Source organism: Sphingopyxis sp., from assembly GCF_035944815.1.
GTDB lineage: Bacteria > Pseudomonadota > Alphaproteobacteria > Sphingomonadales > Sphingomonadaceae > Sphingopyxis.
Map to the genome: position 1 here is coordinate 379,216 of NZ_DASZAU010000004.1, position 18,805 is coordinate 398,020.

The 18,805-nt window shown below is 64.1% G+C and carries 22 protein-coding genes and 1 tRNA gene; 7 read left to right on the top strand and 16 right to left on the bottom strand.

All coding sequences use genetic code 11. The annotated features are described in order from the left end of the window. Positions 1–55 precede the first annotated feature (55 nt). A complete protein-coding gene (aroA, locus tag VGU00_RS07070) occupies positions 56–1,390 on the bottom strand; it encodes a 3-phosphoshikimate 1-carboxyvinyltransferase (RefSeq protein ID WP_327466899.1) in 1,335 nt (444 codons plus the stop codon). Between the two features lie 125 nt (positions 1,391–1,515). Here aroA and VGU00_RS07075 point away from each other — a divergent pair, with 125 nt between their 5' ends. Beyond that, a complete protein-coding gene (locus VGU00_RS07075) occupies positions 1,516–1,839 on the top strand; it encodes a TIGR02300 family protein (RefSeq protein WP_327466901.1) in 324 nt (107 codons plus the stop codon). Between the two features lie 144 nt (positions 1,840–1,983). After that, positions 1,984–2,059, top strand: a tRNA-Ala gene (locus VGU00_RS07080). A gap of 65 nt (positions 2,060–2,124) precedes the next feature. Here the strand turns inward: VGU00_RS07080 and VGU00_RS07085 are convergent. Next, the gene (locus VGU00_RS07085) at positions 2,125–2,571 is read right to left on the bottom strand and encodes an Rrf2 family transcriptional regulator (protein WP_327466903.1); all 447 of its coding nucleotides are present in this window, start codon (positions 2,569–2,571) and stop codon (positions 2,125–2,127) included. 149 nt (positions 2,572–2,720) lie between these two features. On the opposite strand from VGU00_RS07085, the gene VGU00_RS07090 reads away from it, so the two are divergent. Genes VGU00_RS07090 through VGU00_RS07105 form a run of 4 tightly spaced genes read left to right on the top strand, consistent with a single transcriptional unit; the run spans position 2,721 to position 5,227 of the window. Then, on the top strand, positions 2,721–3,281 hold the full coding sequence (locus tag VGU00_RS07090; protein ID WP_327466905.1) for a hypothetical protein: 561 nt from the start codon (positions 2,721–2,723) through the stop codon (positions 3,279–3,281). Continuing rightward, a complete protein-coding gene (locus VGU00_RS07095) occupies positions 3,265–3,975 on the top strand; it encodes a hypothetical protein (RefSeq protein ID WP_327466907.1) in 711 nt (236 codons plus the stop codon). Before VGU00_RS07090 ends, VGU00_RS07095 begins: the two co-directional genes overlap by 17 nt. Beyond that, a complete protein-coding gene (locus tag VGU00_RS07100; protein WP_327466909.1) occupies positions 3,953–4,591 on the top strand; it encodes a hypothetical protein in 639 nt (212 codons plus the stop codon). The genes VGU00_RS07095 and VGU00_RS07100 overlap by 23 nt, the downstream gene beginning before the upstream one ends. Before the next feature lie 33 nt (positions 4,592–4,624). Then, entirely contained in the window at positions 4,625–5,227 is a 603-nt protein-coding gene (locus VGU00_RS07105; RefSeq protein WP_327466911.1) for an HD domain-containing protein, read from the top strand. A gap of 78 nt (positions 5,228–5,305) precedes the next feature. On the opposite strand, the gene VGU00_RS07110 is transcribed toward VGU00_RS07105, so the two are convergent. From VGU00_RS07110 to VGU00_RS07155, 10 genes are all read right to left on the bottom strand, one after another. Continuing rightward, a complete protein-coding gene (locus tag VGU00_RS07110; RefSeq protein ID WP_327466913.1) occupies positions 5,306–6,109 on the bottom strand; it encodes an enoyl-CoA hydratase-related protein in 804 nt (267 codons plus the stop codon). Between the two features lie 219 nt (positions 6,110–6,328). After that, positions 6,329–6,949 (bottom strand): hypothetical protein, encoded by a 621-nt coding sequence (locus VGU00_RS07115; RefSeq protein WP_327466915.1) that lies wholly within the window; start codon positions 6,947–6,949, stop codon positions 6,329–6,331. A gap of 194 nt (positions 6,950–7,143) precedes the next feature. Then, positions 7,144–7,944: a thioesterase family protein gene (locus tag VGU00_RS07120; protein ID WP_327466917.1), complete on the bottom strand. Its 801-nt coding sequence runs from the start codon at positions 7,942–7,944 to the stop codon at positions 7,144–7,146. A 7-nt stretch (positions 7,945–7,951) separates the two neighbouring features. Then, on the bottom strand, positions 7,952–9,121 hold the full coding sequence (locus VGU00_RS07125) for a saccharopine dehydrogenase family protein (RefSeq protein WP_327466919.1): 1,170 nt from the start codon (positions 9,119–9,121) through the stop codon (positions 7,952–7,954). 86 nt (positions 9,122–9,207) lie between these two features. Continuing rightward, positions 9,208–9,720, bottom strand: a complete 513-nt coding sequence (locus tag VGU00_RS07130; protein ID WP_327466921.1) for a DoxX family protein — start codon at positions 9,718–9,720, stop codon at positions 9,208–9,210. Positions 9,721–9,792: 72 nt separating this feature from the next. Then, positions 9,793–11,514 carry a cellulase family glycosylhydrolase gene (locus VGU00_RS07135; protein ID WP_327466923.1) on the bottom strand — a complete coding sequence of 574 codons (1,722 nt, stop codon included), beginning with the start codon at positions 11,512–11,514 and terminating at the stop codon, positions 9,793–9,795. Between the two features lie 80 nt (positions 11,515–11,594). Beyond that, positions 11,595–12,149, bottom strand: coding sequence for a dCTP deaminase (gene dcd, locus VGU00_RS07140; RefSeq protein ID WP_327466925.1), 555 nt, complete (start codon positions 12,147–12,149; stop codon positions 11,595–11,597). 39 nt (positions 12,150–12,188) lie between these two features. After that, positions 12,189–12,641, bottom strand: coding sequence for a cytidine deaminase (locus VGU00_RS07145; RefSeq protein ID WP_327466927.1), 453 nt, complete (start codon positions 12,639–12,641; stop codon positions 12,189–12,191). Next, the gene (locus VGU00_RS07150; protein WP_327466929.1) at positions 12,638–13,393 is read right to left on the bottom strand and encodes a glycoside hydrolase family 25 protein; all 756 of its coding nucleotides are present in this window, start codon (positions 13,391–13,393) and stop codon (positions 12,638–12,640) included. Before VGU00_RS07150 ends, VGU00_RS07145 begins: the two co-directional genes overlap by 4 nt. Positions 13,394–13,395: 2 nt before the next feature. Continuing rightward, positions 13,396–13,893 carry a UPF0262 family protein gene (locus VGU00_RS07155; protein WP_327466931.1) on the bottom strand — a complete coding sequence of 166 codons (498 nt, stop codon included), beginning with the start codon at positions 13,891–13,893 and terminating at the stop codon, positions 13,396–13,398. A gap of 128 nt (positions 13,894–14,021) precedes the next feature. Here VGU00_RS07155 and VGU00_RS07160 point away from each other — a divergent pair, with 128 nt between their 5' ends. Further along, positions 14,022–15,533 carry a replicative DNA helicase gene (locus VGU00_RS07160; RefSeq protein WP_327467454.1) on the top strand — a complete coding sequence of 504 codons (1,512 nt, stop codon included), beginning with the start codon at positions 14,022–14,024 and terminating at the stop codon, positions 15,531–15,533. A 42-nt stretch (positions 15,534–15,575) separates the two neighbouring features. Here the strand turns inward: VGU00_RS07160 and VGU00_RS07165 are convergent, their stop codons facing one another. The 4 genes from VGU00_RS07165 to VGU00_RS07180 are packed head-to-tail and all read right to left on the bottom strand — an operon-like array spanning position 15,576 to position 18,804. Further along, positions 15,576–16,376, bottom strand: a complete 801-nt coding sequence (locus tag VGU00_RS07165; protein ID WP_327466934.1) for a phosphoadenylyl-sulfate reductase — start codon at positions 16,374–16,376, stop codon at positions 15,576–15,578. After that, entirely contained in the window at positions 16,369–16,782 is a 414-nt protein-coding gene (locus VGU00_RS07170; protein WP_327466936.1) for a DUF934 domain-containing protein, read from the bottom strand. Before VGU00_RS07170 ends, VGU00_RS07165 begins: the two co-directional genes overlap by 8 nt. Then, positions 16,779–17,180, bottom strand: a complete 402-nt coding sequence (locus VGU00_RS07175; protein ID WP_327466938.1) for a RidA family protein — start codon at positions 17,178–17,180, stop codon at positions 16,779–16,781. Before VGU00_RS07175 ends, VGU00_RS07170 begins: the two co-directional genes overlap by 4 nt. After that, positions 17,173–18,804: a nitrite/sulfite reductase gene (locus VGU00_RS07180; protein WP_327466940.1), complete on the bottom strand. Its 1,632-nt coding sequence runs from the start codon at positions 18,802–18,804 to the stop codon at positions 17,173–17,175. The genes VGU00_RS07175 and VGU00_RS07180 overlap by 8 nt, the downstream gene beginning before the upstream one ends. Position 18,805: the final 1 nt, after the last annotated feature.

Consider the following 18,805-nt stretch of genomic DNA (forward strand, 5'->3'; position numbering starts at 1 on the left):
TCTGGAATCGAGGCGCTATCTTGCTGCGGGCCACGCTATGCGTCGGTGACATCGATCACAAGCCGCCCTGCAACTGCGTCAGCAGCGTTTCGAAATTGGGGAAGCTGGTCGCGACGGGGGCGATGTCGTCGATCGTGACCGGCGCCTTGCTGACGAGGCCGGCGACCGCAAAGCTCATGCAGATGCGGTGATCGAGATGGCCCGCGATGGTCGCGCCGCCGGGCAGCGGGTCGCCGCCGGTGCCGTCGATGACAAGGCCGTCTTCGCTTTCCTCGACGCGGGCGCCGATGGCTTTCAGGCCCGTCGCCATGACGGCCAGCCGGTCGCTTTCCTTGACGCGCAGTTCGTCGAGGCCGGTCGTCGTCGTGCGGCCTTCGGCGAGCGCGGCGGCGATAAAGAGGATCGGGAATTCGTCGATCATGCTCGGCGCGACCGCGGGATCGACGTCGATGCCCTTGAGATTGCTGTGGCGGACGCGCAGGTCGGCGACGGGTTCGCCGCCGACGTCGCGCGGATCCTGCAGTTCGATGTCGCCGCCCATCTGCTGCAGCACCTCGACAAGCCCCGCGCGCGTCGGGTTGAGCCCGACATTGGCGATGACGACGTCCGACCCCGGAACGATCAGCGCCGCGACGATGAAGAAAGCGGCCGACGAGGGGTCGCCCGGAACGACGATCGTCTGCGGCTTGAGCTCCGCCTCGCCGCGGATGCGGATATGGCGCGTGCCGTCGCCGTCGGTCTCGACCGTCAGCTCGGCGCCGAAGCCGCGGAGCATACGTTCGCTATGGTCGCGGGTGGGCACGGGTTCGATCACTTCGGTGATGCCCGGCGTGTTGAGCCCGGCGAGCAGCACCGCGCTCTTTACCTGCGCCGACGCCATCGGCAGGCGGTAGGCGAGGGGGATGGCAGGCGCGAGACCGCGCACCATGAGCGGCAGGCGGCCGCCGGGCGAGGCGCTGATGTCGGCACCCATGGCGCTCAGCGGGTCGATGACGCGCCCCATCGGGCGGCCTGACAGGCTTGCGTCGCCGACGAAGGTCACGGTGATCGGATGGCTCGCGACCAGGCCCATCAGCAGGCGCGTCGAGGTGCCGCTATTGCCCATGTCGAGCGCCTCACGCGGCTGGAGCAGCCCGCCGACACCGACGCCGTCGATCACCCACTCGCCATCGTCGCGCCGCTCGATCGTAGCACCCATCGCGCGCATCGCGTCGGCGGTGGCAAGCACGTCATGCCCTTCGAGCAGGCCGGTAACGCGGCTGGTCCCGACCGCGAGCGCCGACAGCATCAGCGAGCGGTGCGAGATGCTCTTGTCACCCGGGATCGCGATCCTACCTTTGAGCGGAACGGAAGCGGAAAAGGCGCGCGGCGTGGCGGTTTGATCGGTCATGGCGTGCGGCTTTTGACAGCGGCCTTGCAATCTGGCAAGGCGCACGCCGATTTGACGGATAGCTATTCAGATACCGTCGCTCTTCCGATATTCCTATCCTGTTTCCAAAGGGTTACGAGGCATTTATGATCAAGGCTGAATGGGGCACGAAGCGCAGCTGCCCGAAATGCGCCACCCGATTCTATGATTTGACCAAGGATGATCCGGTCAGCTGCATTAATTGCGGTTACAACTGGATCCCGGAATCGGTGCTGAAATCGAAGCAGCCGATGCCGTTCGAACAGATCGAGAAGCCCGGCAAGGTCGCCAAGGAAGAAGGCACCGACGAGGATCTGGATCTGGACGTCGATGTCGACGAGGACAGCGATTCGCCCGACAATGACGTCGATCTTGGCGGCGACGACGATCTGGGCGTTGCCACCGGCGACGACAACGACGACGAAAGCTGATAAATTCGGCCATCGGGTGCCGGGGGCCCAAAAATAGCATCGAAAGATGATTTGGCCCCTTGCATCGCCCGATGGCGCTGCTAAAGGCGGCGTCCCGGTCGCAGCAGCCAAGGATATTGGCGAGGGCGACGGGAAGAATGGTACGGGGCCTTAGCTCAGCTGGGAGAGCGCCTGCATGGCATGCAGGAGGTCAGCGGTTCGATCCCGCTAGGCTCCACCATTACAAAAAGGCCCGCGAAAGCGGGCCTTTTTTGTTGCGCGGTTTCCGTGCCGATCGCGGCGGGCCTATTCGGCCGCCTCTTCCTTTTCGAACAGGGGCTCCATCTTGATCGGGTCGGCCAGCGTGATGCGGTCGAGGATCGCCGCGGTGTCGTCGCGGACCTTCAGCATCAGGCTGCGCATCCGGCAGTCGATCTCGGGCAGGCAATTCTTGCACTGTTCGTGCGCGTTGCGCGCTGCGCACGGGACGAGCGCGAGCGAACCGCGCGTCAGCCGGACGAGGTCGCCATAGCTGATATCGATCGGGGGCAGCGCCAGCTGGTATCCGCCGTCGCGCCCGCGCTGCGAAATGAGCAGCCCTTCGCGCGCCATTTCGGACAGGATCACGGTCAGGAATTTGGGCGGGATATTCTGCGCATCCGCAATATCGGCGAGCTGCACCTGCCCCTTGCCCCAATGGTCGGCAAGGTGCTGGAACGCGCGGATCGTATAGCGGGTCTTTTGCGAGAGCATGGCGGCGTTACTGTGACATATTCAGCGTTAATTCAACCTGTGTGGATGACATAAGTTGCAGAGTTGATGAAAATCACAGCGGGTGGCATGAACCGCCCCTATAAAGGTCGCATGGTGGCCCGGCATCGGGCGCGACAAGGGTGGACTATATGATGCGTAGAATATTGGCGACCCCGGCCGTACTCGCGGCCTGCCTGCTCGCCGTCGCGCCGGCGCAGGCACAGTTCGGCGGACTGCTTCGCAAGGTGACGACGCCGGCCCCGAAGCCGAGCGAAGAGGGCAATGGCGGCTGTCCGAAGGGCAAGAAGGGCAGCAGCATCGGGCGCAACATCCTCGGCAACGTCCTGAACGACGCGGTCGGCGATGCCGCGAGCAAGGCTGGCGTCTACTCCTATGTGCCGATTTCGGAGGTCAGCGGGACGCTGACCGACGCGATCGCCTGCCGTCTCGATCCCGGCGAACAGGTCCAGGCGGCGGCCGCGACCGAAGAGGTGACGCGCGGCGAAGAGGTCGGTGCGACCTCCAACTGGACGAGCGCGACGCGCGAGAATGTCAGCGGGTCGTCGACCGTTGCGTCGATCAATAACGAGGGCGGCGGGACGCGCTGCATGACCGTAACCGACGTCGTGATCGTCGAGGGCGAGGAAACGCGCGTCACCAAGAAGATGTGCAAAAAGCCCGGAGAGGCGCGCTATGCGCTGGCCGCCTAGGCTCGCGCGCGTCGCGCTGGCGGCGGGCGCGCTCGCGCTCCTTGGCGGCGCGACGAAGATGGACCCGGCGAACCCGACCTGTCCGCTCGACCCCAACTGGTCGACCAATCCGACGATGCAGCTGACGCCGGCGGTCCGTGGCGGCGCCAAGGTGCTGCTGGCCGAAGGGCGGATCGATTCGGGGCTGCCCGACCGGTTGAAGGCGGCGCTGGCCGCCAATCCCGACGTCGAGGAGATCTGGCTGCGCTCGCCAGGCGGCGATGCGCGCGCGGGCAATGCGGCTGGACGCGTGATCCGCTCGAACTTTGGGCTGATGACCCGCATCCCCGCCGGCTGGGCCTGTTTCAGCGCGTGCAATTTCGTTTTCATGGGCGGGCAGCCGCGCATGATCGATCCGGGCGGGCTGTTCATCGTTCATATGTTCACGCGCACCGGCGACCGCAGCGCGATCGACATGAGCGTCGCGATGGGCACCGATGCGACGAAGGAGCTGATCGGCGATATCGAGCAGGACGCGGCGCTGCTTGCCAGCGAGGACAATGATTTCCTGATCCGCATGGGCGTGTCGCGCAAGCTGCTGACCGAGGTGATGTACCAGCAAAAGGCGATCGCGAACGAGGACGACAAGTCGACCCGGCGCTGCCTGACGCAGGACGAGGTCAGGGAATATAATGTCATCAACAATGGCGGCTGAGCGGCTGGTCGCCGCGCTGCTTGCCGTCCCGTTGCTGATGGCCGGTGCTCCGGTCGCGGCTTCCGATTGCGTGCCCGCGCGCGCAGGATGGGACCGCGCCGCGACCGAATTGACGATCGCGAAAGAGGGCGGCGAGACGGTGCTGCGCGTCGAGGGGCGGATCGATCCGGACCTTGCGGCGCGATTGCGCGCCATGTTTGCGGACCATCCGCAGATATCGGCGCTGCATTTCAATTCCGCCGGCGGCGATGTCGCGAGCGCGCTCGCGGCGGGGAAGGTCGTACGATCGCAGGGGCTGCTGGTGGCAGAGGTCCCGGCTGGCTGGGGCTGTACCGGTGCTTGCGCGCTATTGTTCCTCAGCGGCCGCGTCCGGTCGGTCGATCCCGCGGGGGTTTTCGACCTTGGCCGCTTTTACGAGACCGGCGACGGTTCGGCACCGGGCGTCGCACGGCAGAGCCTCGAGATTTCGGATTATCTGATCCGCATGGGCGTGTCGCGCCGATTGCTGAACGGCGTGCTCGACCGCGAGGCGGCCGAAAGCGCGGGCAAGCCGGTGCGCCATTGCCTGACGCCCGACGAACTGCGCGCCTATAACGTTGCAAATTGGAACGAATAACATAAGCTGCCGTCCGATAAAGGAGAGGCTGCGATGAACGACATGACGCACGAGCATGCGACGTTCCGTTCGATGATCGACGGGACGCAGGAAGACTGGGACATTATCGCGCGCGAGCAAAAGGAATTCGCGCCGAACAATGGCAAACGCATCCTCGAACATCTGAAGCTGCTCGGCGGCGATTATGGCGGCTTCCCGGTCGACCGGCTCGAACATTGCCTGCAGACCGCGACCAGAGCTCACAGGGACGGGCGCGACGAGGAATATGTCGTGATGGCGCTGCTCCACGACATCGGCGACACGCTTGGCGCGTTCAACCATCCCGATGTGGCGGCGGCGATCCTCAAGCCCTTCCTGTCAGAAGAAAATCTCTGGATCGTCCAGCATCATGGCGTGTTCCAAGGCCATTATTTCTTCCATTATCTCGGGCTCGACCGCGACATGCGCGACCAGTTCCGCGACCATCCCCATTATGCGGCGTGCGCCGAATTCTGTGAAAAATATGACGCGCCGGCGTTCGATCCCGATTACGACAGCGAGAGCCTCGAATTCTTCGAGCCGATGGTGATGCGCCTCTGCTCCTATCCACGCACGAGCATCTACAAGAAGGTGATGGTCGAGGAAGCGGCCGAATAAGGATCGTGATCCCCGGCGAAAGCCGGGGCCCATTCACGGTTGGTTGCGGCCCCCGGCTTTCGCCGGGGATCACAATGCTTACTTTCCCTTGAATTCGGTCTTGCGCTTCTGCTGGAAGGCCATGATGCCCTCCATCGCGTCGGCGGTGCCGCCGGCGACGAACTGGCCCTTGGCCTCGGCGTCGAGCGTCGTCGCGAAATCCTGCGTCAGCCCATCGCGCAGCACCTTGCGCATCGTGCCGAGCGCAACGGTCGGCCCGTTCGCGAGCCGCGTCGCCAGCGCCTTCGCTTCGGCCATCAGCTCGGCATCGTCGACGCTCTTGTAGATCATGCCCCAGTCGGCCGCCTGATCGGCCGAAATCTTCTCGCCCAACATCATCATCTGGAGCGCGCGCGGCACACCGATCAGCCGCGGCAGCAGCCACGACGATCCGCCGTCGGGGACGAGGCCGATGTTGACGAAAGCCTGCAGGAAATAGGCGCTCTTGCCCGCGATGGTGAAATCGCCCGACAGCGCAAAGCTGCACCCGACGCCCGCCGCCGGGCCGTTGACCGCGACGACGACCGGGATGTCGAGGTTCGCGAGCGCGAGCAGCATCGGGTTGTAATGGCCGCGCAGCGCGTTGCGGCTCCGCGCCCCGCCGCTGACCGCACCGCCCGCCGAACGGTCGCCCGCAAGGTCGGCGCCCGAACAGAAACCGCGCCCTTCGCCGGTGATCAGCAGTGCGCGCGCGCCGAGGCCGGGCAGGTGATCGAGCGCCGCGCGAATATCGTCGGCCATCGCGGGCGGCATCGAATTGAGCCGGTCGGGACGGTTGAGCGTGATCGTCGCGACATGGTCGGCGAGGTCGAGTTTGATCGTGTCGAAGGTCGGAAGGGTCATGGGGAAGAATCCTCTCGCGGCTGCTTTACCTTTACGTTCACGTAAAGTTGTGACCGATTTGCCGGTGGAGCGCAAGAGGGGAGCGGGCGATGCGTCGTCGACCTACGTCCGAGGAGAGGCACTCTGAATTGCGCATCATGCCCCTTTCCCGAGACATGGATTCGCGGGTGGACGGATTTTATCGTTTCCCGCGGTGATTTGGCTCGAAAAGCAATGTTCCTAGGACGGGTCGAAACGAAAGCCTCCACCCTTGAGGTAGCGGAATCCGGGAATTCTGAGCGTTTCCTTCTTTTGGTATCGAAAGGTCAACGGCACATCCTCATCGCCGGATTTCACAAGGCGAATAGCCAGCTCGACTCCGGATTTTGTGTCGGTCATAGCAAAAGTCGCCAATGAATCGGACAGGATGGCAATTCCGTCCTGGCAGAAAATCACATGCTGATCGTGATATCTGATATGGATATTGTATTCATATTCGAGCATCTGGGCGAGAAGCGGGCCGACAAGAACGGGGTCGGCCGTAGCCATGCCTCCGGTCCATTCGGAGAAATCATTATCGCCTTTCATTAGGGAAACAAGAATTGGAGTGACGAACTCGACCGGGCAAATGCCGACAACGGTATCGCCCCGTATTTCGGGCTTCAGTTCATCAAAGGGCCGTCCGTGGATGCCCAACAGATATACCGTTGTCCGTAAAACGCCGCCGGCCCCGCGATTTTCAAGCCACCATGCAATGTAGCCGATCGCATCGGCATTTTCGGATGGGTAGCCACATTCACGCGCGGCGTCGGCCAGCCAATTCCGGGCGTCCATTGTCGGCACTTCAAGATAATCGTCCACTCTATGTCCCGCCTCATCTATCTGCTTCAAGAATCCGGCCTAGAACCAAAGTCTTAACAAGCGAGGCTGCATTGATCCCGAGCGGTCGGCCGTTTCCCGGCCGTTTTCCGCACGCAGACTCCCGAACGGACAGTAGGGAGACCACTCCGAGCCGGATGCAGAAACATGGTCGCCGCCCTCGGCGGCAACGTCTTTCACGCGTAGATGGCGATCGCCTGGCTGCCGCTCAGCACCGGCTCGCCCGCGCGGTTCCACAGCATCATGTCCTGCACCGACAGGCCGTGACGCGCATAGCCGGTCTTCGCCGACAGGAGCCACCAGCCGTCGTCGGTCGACGGCGTGCCGGTCAGCATATTGACCGTCCAGTTCATCGAACTGATCGGCCCGAACTGGCTGAACAGCGCCATGGCGGCGGGGGGCAGGGCATCGCCCATCGCGAGCAGCGCGACCGCGGGATGGCACACCGGTTCCTCGACGAAGCGGACCCACGTCAGATATTCGCCGACCTCGCTTTTCCATCCGAAGCGCGGGCCGGTCGTCGGGCGCATATCGAAATGGCGCGTGAAGGGCGGCCGGGCATGGTGCTCGGGCACGGGGGCCAGCGTGTCGGGATCGGGCGCATCGGGCATGGCCAGCCGGTCATGATCGAGGTGGCTCGTGCGGTCACCCGAAAAGGCGAAGACGGCCGCGGTTCCGAAGCCCTGGTCGCTCGACACGCCGGCGTCGATGAACAGGCTCGATTTCGACTGGCGGAGCACGCGCGTTTCGACCGTGCAATCACCGCCGACGGGGCCGACAAAGCTGATCTGCGCATAACGCAGCGGCGTCTCGGTCGGATGAAGCGCCATCGCGCCCGCCAGCGCGACCGCCGAGCTGATCCCGCCATAGGCGGTGCGGCCCTGCATCCATCCTTCGTCGATATGCGCCTTGGCGACGTCGCCGTCGACGCGCAGCGTGGAGAGCAGCGCGTCGAGCGCGCTGGGAGAAGTCGTCATATGGGGCTTATTCCTCGATCTGGAAGGTCAGTCCGGCGTTCGCGGTCAGCCGCGCGATCAGGGCGTCGCCGAGCAGCGCGCCGGGCGTCCACACGCCGCCGGCGCCCTTGTTTTCGAGCAGCGCGATGCCCGTTTCGGCGAGCATCTTCGACGTCGAACCATAGCCGGGGTCGCGGTCGCCCTGCACCGAGGCGCGGACCGTCGTGCCGTCCTCATATTCGCCGATGAACAGCACATCGTAGAAACCGCTTTCGCGCTGTTCCTTGCTCGGGCCGTCGCCGGGCTTGATGCTGGGGTCGAAGGGGTTCGCCTTCGCCATCGCTTCGGCCATCGCCTTGCCGGCGTCGCCGATCGTCGTCATCACCATCTCGTCATAGACCAGGTCCTCGCCCCACGGATGGCCGAGCAGGAAATTGGTGCGATGGACATTCTTGGTGTTGATCGGCGCCATCACGAAGGGCGCGGTCCAGGTGCCCGTCGCGCTGTCATATTCGGGGACGAGGCCCGTCGGCTGCGATGGTCCCTCGAAGCCCGGCGTGAGCGCGAAGCTCGACTTGAGCAGCAGCGCGAGCGACGGCTTTTTCGCGATGGCTTTCAGCGTTTCGGTGAGGCTCGCAATCGTGCCGCCCGACGCGCCGCCCGCCATCTTGCGCACGCGGCCCTTGACGCGCGGCGCGGGCTTGCCGTGCCGCCTCACCGCCTCGGCCTGCAGGAAATGGACGCCCAGGTCGAACGGGATCGAGTCGAACCCGCAGCTGAAGGTGATGCGCGCGCCCGATGCCTTGGCGGCGGCTTCATGCGCGTCGATCATCTCGCGCATCCAGCCGGGTTCGCCGCACAGGTCGGCATAGGCGGTGCCCGCGCGGACGCATGCGGCGACGAGTTCGTTGCCATAGAGCTGGTACGGGCCGACGGTGGTGAGCACGACCTTCGTGCTCGCCGCCATCCTGTCGAGGCTCGCGGGATCGCTGGCATCGGCAACGATCAGCGGCGTTTCTTCGTCGGCGCCGATCAGGTCGCGCACTTCGGCCAGCTTGTCGAGGCTGCGCCCCGCCATCGCCCATTTGGGCGCATCCTTGCGGCCCTTGTAGTGGTGCGCCAGATATTCGGCGACGAGACGGCCGGTAAATCCCGTCGCGCCATAGACGATGATGTCGAGATCGCGGTTCGCGGCCATCGCAGGCTCTCCCTTTACGTAAACGTTAAGTGGAGGCTAGCGCAGCGCGGCCGCGATGCCAAGCGCGAAGGTCTAGGGTCAGGACCCTAGCGCCGCCAGAAGGGCCGTTTCCTGACGACGACCGGCGCCCCGGCCGCTTCGGCGCGCCCCTCGGCGCGCGCGGCCCGAAGTTCGGCCTCCGCCGCATGACGCTCCGCGGCACCTTCGGCCACTTCCGCCCGCCGCTTCGCACGCAGCGCATCATAGCTCCAGCGCGTGTGACCATAGCCGAACAGGCAGAGCAATCCGCCCGCGATCGCCAGATTCTTCATCGCCGCCATCGCCTGCACCGGATCGGTGAATTCGCGGTGGAAAAAGAGGATCGTCAGCAGGACAAAGCCCGCAAGCAGGATCGACCAGAGCCGCGTCGCGATCCCGAGCGCCAGACATATACCGGCGATCAGTTCGAACAGGCCGGTCGGGATCGCGAGGCCGCCGGGCAGGCCGGCCGCGGAAATCATCGCGGTCGTATCGTTGACGTGGATCAGCTTGTTGACCCCCGAAACCACAAAGATCACGGCGATGAACAGGCGGCCGAAAAAGACGGCGATCATGGACATGGGACATCCTCCACTGCGCGCCCCGTCCGCTTGTTCAGACAGGACGCGCAGGGGTGGCGATGGGTTCCGGCCCTAGCGCGGGGCGAAGATGAGCTCGGCGACCTCGCAATCGCTGCAATCGAGCGCGCGCAGCGTCGCGGCGCCGGGGCCCGCGGGCAGGTCGACGTCGGCAAGCTTGACGACCTGCCAGGCCGTGCCCGCCGGAACCGGCACACCGCGTTCGTCGATGCCGATGCGGCCGCCCTTCGCCGAGCGAACGCGTGCCGATACGGTCCAGCGGCCGGCTTTTGCGACATCGGCGCTGTAGCGCATGAACTCGCCGTTGACGAAGTCGCTGACATAGGGCGTCCCATCGGCTTCGCGCGCGATGTCGACGCCGTCGTTGCGATAGGTCGTGCCATTGTTCCACGGCGTCCGTTCGCCGCCGGTCGCGACATGATAATTGCCATCGACGCTGTCGTGATAGGCGACGCCCGGCGGGCCGAGGTCATAGTCGGCGGCGGCCACCGTCAGCACCTTGTCGTCCAGCGTGCGGGCGACGAAGGGGCGATAGCTCGCGTCGCGGGGTTGCCGGAACATTGCGTCGATGACATCGGGCTTCGGGATATTCTTTTCGAAGCGGCTGTTCTCGGCGAGCTGCATCATCGCGGCGAACGCCTCGTCGGCTGCTGGTTTCGGCCCCTTTCCGGTCATCCACGCGACGATCTTCATCCAGCCGTCGCCGGCGACGATTTCGAGCGGCTGGTTGAAACCGATCTTCTTGAGCGGCCAGAAATTCCAACCGATCCCGTCGCCCTCGACCAGCGCGATCGCGTCGCGGTACCAGCCATTGCTGTTCTCGCCCGACTCGCCGAGCCAGATCGGGCGGTTGTAACTGGTGCGCAGCGCCTTGATCTCGGCGATGCTCGCTTCGTCGTTGCGGTTCCAATATTTGTGGAAACTGAGCGCTATATTGGCGTCCCAGGCGGGTGGCAGCCCTTTGTAATTATTGCCCCAGCAATTGCCCTCAATGATCACGATGTGCCGCTTGTCGACCTTGCGGATCGCTGCGGTGATCCGCTGCTGCAGACTCCAGACGTCCTTGTTCTCGGTCTCGTCGCAGCCATTGCCCTTGCCGGGGGTCGCGAAGCTCCAATTGGGCTCGTTGATCAGGTCATAGGCGCCGATCCACGGCTCGTCCTTGTAGCGCGCGGCGAGCTTGCTCCACAGCGCGACCGTCTTGCGCTGGTTTTCTTTGCTCTGCCACAGTGAAAGCTTGCCGGGATCGCGGTCGGAAATTGCCAGATCATTGCCCTGACCACCGGGCGCCGCGTGGAGATCGAGGATCAGCCAGATGCGGTTCGCCTTGCTCCATGCGAGCAGGCGGTCGATGCGCTGGAAACCTTCCTCGTGCCACGTATCCTGTCCGGTCTTCGGCTCCTTGTCGGCGGGGAGGGTGAGCTGGTCGAAATGGATCGGCAGCCGCACCGAGTTGAAACCCCATTTCGCCATCTGGTCGATGTCGGCGCGCGTGGTGTGGTTGTCGAGCCAGGCGCGGTAGAAGGTCGCGGTGCGTTCTTCGCCGACCAGCTCGACCAGTTTGGCGCGGATCCTGTGCTGCTGCCCGACCTCGCCGAGCTTCAGCATATAGCCTTCCTGCAGCATCCATCCGCCAAGCCCCATGCCGCGCAGGATCACGGGCTTGCCCGATCCGTCGACGATCTCGGTCCCCTCGACCTTCAGAAAGCCTTCGGCGTGCGCTGCGGTGGAGCAAAGCAGCGCGGCAAGCGCGAGTGCGACGGTACGGAAGTTCATGACCTCATCCCCATTTTTGATCTATGGGAACGTTATCAATTTTAGCTGTGAGGGCAAGCGCGTTAGCGTAAGTCGCGGTATCAAAGCTTGGGCAGCGTGACGCCCTTTTGCCCCATATATTTGCCCGAACGGTCGGCGTAGCTCGTCTCGCACGGCTCATTGCCTTGCAGGAAAAGGAACTGGCACGCGCCTTCATTGGCGTAGATTTTGGCGGGCAGGGGGGTGGTGTTCGAAAATTCGAGCGTCACATGGCCTTCCCAGCCGGGTTCGAGCGGAGTGACGTTCACGATAATCCCGCAGCGCGCATAGGTCGATTTGCCAAGGCAGATGACCAGCACGTCGCGCGGGATACGGAAATATTCGACCGTGCGCGCGAGCGCGAAGCTGTTTGGCGGGATGATGCAGACGTCGGTTTCGCGGTCGACGAAATTCTTCGGATCGAAATCCTTGGGATCGACGATCGTCGAATCGACATTAGTGAAAATCTTGAACTCGGGCGCGACGCGCGCGTCGTAACCGTAGGAGGAGAGGCCATAGCTGATACATCCGTCGCGGCGCTGCGCCTCGACAAAGGGTTCGATCATGCCCTGCGTTTGGGCGGCTTCGCGAATCCAGCGGTCGGAGAGAATAGCCATGCGTGTCTCTTGTAAGGGCTGCGCGCTTTGCGCAAGCGGTCAGTCGGCGATCAGGCCGAGGTCCTTGGGACCGAAGGCAGCAGGAAGCAGCTCGCTGAGCCGGTAGGTCCGGACCGCGCTGCCATCGCCCGAGGCGCAGTGGACGAGGATGTCGGTCTTCGAGCGCTCGGCGGCTTCGTTCAAAATCTGGCGGCAGCGGCCGCACGGGTTGACGGGGTCGCTGCCGAGCAACGTGTCGCCGTCGGGGCGCCCGCCGACGATCGCCACCTCGGCAAGTTCGCCGATCCAGCCCTCGTTGGCGATCTTGGCGACCGCTGTCGTTTCGGCGCAGAGGGTGAGGCCATAGCTGGCATTTTCGACATTGGCGCCCGTCACCACATCGCCGTTTTTGAGCAGCAGCGCCGCCCCCACGTGAAAGCCCGAATAGGGGGCATAGGCGCGGCTCGCGGCATCGCGTGCGGCGTCGATCAGGGCGTCGCGGGCTTCGGTCATCGTGGCTCTCCTTGCGGGCGCAGCGCGTTCCAGCCGACCGTGCCGTCGGCGCCCGCGATGCGAACATGGTTGTTGGCCTGCCACATCGCCCAGGGATGCGCGCCATAATCGGGTTCGAAGAAATCGCGGCGCAGCCAGGTCGTGCGCGCAATTCCCCGCGTCACCTGATAGTCGCTCTCGAACGCGGGGCCGGGGGCGATCAGGCTGCGCTTGCCCATATGCGCCTCGATCTGCGCGAGGAATGTCGCGAGTTCGGACAGCAGCAGCGCACGCGTCGGGCGGTCGGGGCAACGATCGTCATAATCGAGCCAGACAACGGCGGGCAGCGCGTCGGCGCGGCGAGGGACATGGCGAATGAAATTGGCCGCTTGGTCGGTCGCAAGCCGGCAGAGGCTGTAGCGGTGGATCGCGCCGGCCTGTATCCCGGCTTCGCGCGCGCCGGTCATGTTGCGGGCAAATTGGGGGTCGAGGCCTGAGGAGCCGTCCGTCGCCATGATATAGGCAAAATCGGCCCCCGCAGCCTTGACCGATCCCCAGTGAACATTGCCATTTCCGGCATCGATCGTAACGCCCTGCGTGGGGTAGAGCGCGCGGTCGGGCGTCCAGCGCGCCGTCCACCACATCGCAAGGCCGACGGCGAGCAGCAGCAGTGCGATGATCGCGGCGATCTTGCGCAGCAGGCGCGCGGTCGCCGCGCGCCAGCCGCCGTCCGGCTTTATCGATTGCCTGCCCCTGATTGCCCCCGTCGCCATGGTCAGCCCTTGATATGGAGCACGCAGATCAGCGTGAACAGTCGCCGCGCGGTCGCGAAATCGACCGCGATCTTGCCGTCGAGCCGGTCCATCAGCATTTCGGCGGCTTCATTGTGCAGGCCGCGCCGCGCCATGTCGACGGTTTCGATCTGCTGCGCGGTCGAAGTCTTGATCGCTTGATAATAAGAGTCGCAGATAGCGAAATAGTCGCGGATCGGACGCCGGAATCGCCCGAGGCCGAGAATGATGGCTTCGAGCGGGGAGCCATCTTCACGGCTGATTTCAAAGATCAGGCGGCCTTCTTCGACACGGAGCATCAACCGGTAGGGACCCGCATAGCCGTCGGGATGGCCGCGCTGCGGGACGAACTTGTTTTCCTCGATCAGGTCGAAGATTGCGACGCGGCGCTCCTGCTCGACATCGGGATTGCGCCAGACGATCGTTCCCTCGTCGAGTTCGACCGAAATGATCCGTTGTTTCGAGGGGTCTGCGTCGCTCATGCTGACCGTGCTTCTACTTGGCCGGGGCCGAAGGGCAAGAGCGACTTATTCACAGCATTCCACAGTTATGATATGCCGGGCGACATAGCCGGTTGCGCCATGGTGAGCGCCGCCGCATGAAGACAGCGATGCCCGAACTAGCCCTTATCCCGGCCGCCGTCGCCAGCAGCGACGAGCGCCAAATGCCGCGCAATATCGAGGCCGAGGCCGCGTTTCTCGGTGCGATCCTGATCGACAACCGAGTCGTCGAGGACCTGCCCGTCGCATTGACGCCCGATCATTTCTTCGAGCCGCTGCACGGCCGCATCTTTCAGCAGACGATGGCGCTGATCGAGCGCAACAGCATCGCGACCCCGGTGACGCTCAAGCCCTATTTCGAGGCCGATGAGGCGATCAAGGCGGTCGGCGGCGTCGGCTATCTTGCGCAGCTCACCGGCAGCGGCGCGGGTTTGATCGGCGCGCGCGATTTTGCGCGGCAGATTTTCGACCTTGCATTGCTGCGCGAACTCGCCGGCGTCGGGCGGACGCTCGTCGACAATGCGCTGGACACGAGCGAAAGCGTCGACCCGCAGGCACAGATCGAGGAGGCCGAAACCGCGCTGTACCGCGTTGCGGGCGGCGAGGCCGAGATGGGATCGGTCAAGAGTTTCAGCCAGGCGAGCCTCACCGCGCTTCAGGCAGCCGAACGCGCGCTCAATTCGGGCGGGCATCTGTCGGGTATCACCACCGGTATCGCGAGCATGAACGCGAAGATCGGCGGCATGCACAATTCGGATTTGATGATCCTCGCAGGACGTCCGGGTATGGGCAAGACCTCGTTCGCGACCAACATCGCCTATAATGCCGCCGAACGCTGGCGCCGCGACGAGGATGACGGCATCCCGCCCGAAAAGAATATGGGCGCGAAGGTCGCCTTCTTCAGCCTTGAAATGTCGGCCGACCAGCTTGCGACGCGCGTCCTCGCCGAACAGTCGGGGGTGTCGGGCGAAGCGCTGCGCATGGGCAAGATCAGCAAGGAGCAGTTCCAGCAATTGAGCCGGGCGGCGCAGCAACTCCAGACACTGCCGCTGTTCATCGACGATACGCCGGGCCTGACGATCGCAGGCCTGCGTACGCGCGCACGGCGGTTACAGCGGCGCCACGGCATCGGCTTCATTGTCGTCGACTATCTCCAGCTGCTCCAGGGTTCGTCGAAGAGCGGCGACAATCGTGTGCAGGAAATTTCCGAAATTTCGCGTGGCTTGAAGACGCTGGCGAAGGAACTTCATGTTCCCGTGATGGCGCTGTCGCAGCTCAGCCGTCAGGTCGAAAGCCGCGAGGACAAGCGCCCGCAGCTTTCCGACCTTCGCGAATCGGGATCGATCGAACAGGACGCCGACATGGTGCTCTTTGTGTTCCGCGAGGATTATTATGTCGCGGCGCGCGAACCCAAGCGGCCTGTCGAGGGCGACGATGTCAAGATCCACGCGCAGCACGAGGAATGGGCGGCCGAAATGGAACGCGTCTTTGGCCTTGCCGAAGTGATCGTCGCCAAATCGCGTCACGGCTCGACCGGCAAGGTGCGCCTGCACTTCGAGGCGAAGACGACCAAGTTCAGCGACCTCGCCGACGACAGCATGGCGTATGAAGATTATGAATAATTAGCGGTGCCCCTGCCTTCGCAGGGGCGCATGCGCATTATGTCAGAAGGCCGGGTCGTTCGCCGGGTCGTCGTCGATCGGCGTGACCGCGGTGTGGATGCCGCATTCGGTCTTGTCCCAGCCGCGCCAGCGGCCCGATCGCGGGTCTTCGCCGGGCTGGACCTTCGACGTGCAGGGCGAGCAGCCGATCGAGGGATAGCCTTCGGCCTCGAGCGGATGGCGTGGCAAGTCGTGCGCCGCGAAATAGGCGTCGAGCTCGTCGCGCGTCCAGTTGGCAAGCGGGTTGAATTTCAGGCGGCCGGTGGCGCCGTCGAGTTCGAAGCGCGCGAGTCCTTGCCGTGTCGACGCCTGGAACCCCTTGCGGCCGGTGATCGACGTGTCGAAATCGGCCAGCGCCTTTTCGAGCGGCTTGACCTTGCGGATCTCGCAGCAACCGTCGGGATCGTAGGACCAGCGCAGCTCAGTCGCGTCTTTTTTCGCCAACTCGTCGGCATCGGGGGTCAGGTTGACGATGTTGAGCTTCAGCTTCGCTGCGAGCGTGTCACGATAGGCGAGCGTTTCGGGGAAATGCTTGCCGGTGTCGAGGAACAACACCGGCATGTCGGGCGCCACACGGCTGACGAGGTGCAGCAGCACCGCGCTTTCGGCGCCAAAGCTCGAGACGATTGCGGTCTCGCCGAGCAGGCCCGCGCCGATCACGCTTGCGACGACCTCGGCGGCATCCTGGCCACGGAAGAGGTTGTTGAGGCGGATGACATCGGCCTGCGTGAAGCGCGGCGCGACATCGATCCGGTCGCGGGTACGATCGGCGCCTTCAGGGGGAGATATCTTCAAATCAGCCATGCCTTAATTTCCAGATCGGCACCGCCCCGTCGGCGGCACCCTGATAATGTTCGGGCCAGCGGGTGAGCGCGGCCTCGACATCGGCGGGGTTGAGCGCCTTTTCGGGCGCGAAGGTGTCGAAGCCACAGCGCTTCATATAGGCGATCTGGTCGACGAGGACGTCGCCCTGCGCGCGCAGTTCGCCGGTATATCCTGCTTCGCGCAGGATACGCGCCGACGAATAGCCGCGGCCGTCGCGGAATTTCGGGAACGCAACCTCGATCAGTGCGAGCCGGTCGAGATGCGGGATCAGCGCGCGCGCGTCCTCGTCGGGTTCGAGCCGTACCGCGGTCGCGTTCGATTGCTGGAGGAAGGCGTCGAGGGTGACGCAGGGTTCTTCGCCCGACTGAAGGGTCGCATCGATCATTCGCCTTCTCCCGGGATGCGCGCGATTACCTTGATTTCGAAAGTGAAGCCCGACAGCCAGGTCACGCCGACCGCGGTGATGTTGGGATACGGCTTCCCGCCCCAATTGGCGCCGAGCACGGGGAAGATCGTCTCGAAATTTCGGTCGGGGTCGATCATGAAGAGCGTCACATCGACAACCTCTTCGAAGCTCGATCCCGCAGCTTTCAGGATCGCGTTTAGATTGTCGAACGCGAGTTGCACCTGCGCGGCGAGATCGGGTTCGGGCGAGCCGTCGGCGCGCGCACCGACTTGCCCCGACACGAACAGGAAACCGTTCGAGCGAATTGCCGGCGAATAGCGATGCGCTTCATAAAGGGCGTGGGGTTCGGGCGGGAAAACCGCGTCGCGCTCAGCCATAAATCGCCTCCTTGAACGGTGCCATGCCGACGCGGCGGAAGGTGTCGACGAAACGCTCGCCCTCGGTCCGCTCGGCGAGATATTTGTCGGTGACACGCTCGATCGCGTCGACGATGCCATCCTCGTCGAAGCCGGGGCCGGTGATCGTGCCGAGGCTGACGTCCTCCGCGCCCGATCCGCCGAGCAAGAGCTGGTAGTTTTCGGTGCCCTTGCGGTCGACGCCAAGGATGCCGATGTGGCCGGCGTGGTGATGCCCGCAGGCGTTGATGCAGCCCGAAATCTTGAGCTTGAGCTCACCGAGTTCCTTCTGGCGGTCGAGGTCTGAGAAGCGCGTCGCGATCTTCTGCGCGACGGGGATCGAGCGCGCATTGGCGAGGCTGCAATAATCGAGCCCGGGGCAGGCGATGATGTCGCTGATCAGGTCGAGGTTCGGCGTCGCGAGCCCCGCAGCATCGAGCTCCTGCCAGATGGCGTAGAGATCGGCCTTCCGAACATGTGGCAACACGATGTTCTGGGCGTGCGTGACGCGCAGTTCGTCGTGGCTGTATTTCTCGGCGAGGTCGGCCATCAGGTCGATCTGCGCCGAGCTGGCGTCGCCGGGAATGCCGCCAACGGGCTTCAGGCTGATGTTGACGATCGCATGGCCGGGCACCTTGTGCGCGGCGACATTCTGGTCGACCCAGACCGCGAAGTCGGGATCGCTGCGATCGACGGCATCGGGCGCCGAGGCATCGAGCGGCGGTGAGGCGAATTGCGCGGCGATGCGGTCGAACTCGGCCTTCGGCGGGTCGATGCCGAGCGACTTCACATGGACGAATTCTTCCTCGACCTGACGGCGATATTCGTCCGCGCCGAGTTCGTGGATCAGGATCTTGATGCGCGCCTTGTAGATATTGTCGCGGCGGCCGTAGCGATTGTAGACGCGCAGGCACGCCTCGGCATAGCTCAGCATGTCGTCGAGCGGCACAAAATCCTTGATCAGCGGCGCGATCATCGGGGTACGGCCCATGCCGCCGCCGACGTAGAAGGCGGCGCCATGCTGCCCGTCCTTCTCGACGATCTGGATGCCGATGTCGTGGAGGCGCATCGCGGCGCGATCCTCGTTGGCGGCGATGACGGCGATCTTGAACTTGCGCGGCAGATAGCTGAACTCGGGGTGGAAGCTCGACCATTGGCGGAGCAGTTCGGCCCACGGGCGCGGATCGGTGATCTCGTCGGCGGCGGCACCCGCCCACTGGTCCGAACTGATGTTGCGGATGCAATTGCCGCTCGTCTGGATCGCGTGCATCTCGACCGATGCCAGATCCTGCAGGATTGCTGGCGCATCCTCCAGCTTGATCCAGTTGTACTGGATATTCTGGCGGGTGGTGAAATGGCCGTAATCGCGGTCATATTTGCGCGCGATATGCGCGAGCATGCGCATCTGGCGGCTGTCGAGCGTGCCATAGGGCACCGCGACGCGCAGCATATAGGCGTGAAGCTGCAGATAGAGGCCGTTCATCAGCCGCAGCGGCTTGAACTGATCCTCGGTGATTTCACCGGCAAGGCGGCGGCGGACCTGGTCGCTGAACTCGGCGACGCGGGCATCGACCATCGCATGGTCATATTCGTCATATTTATACATG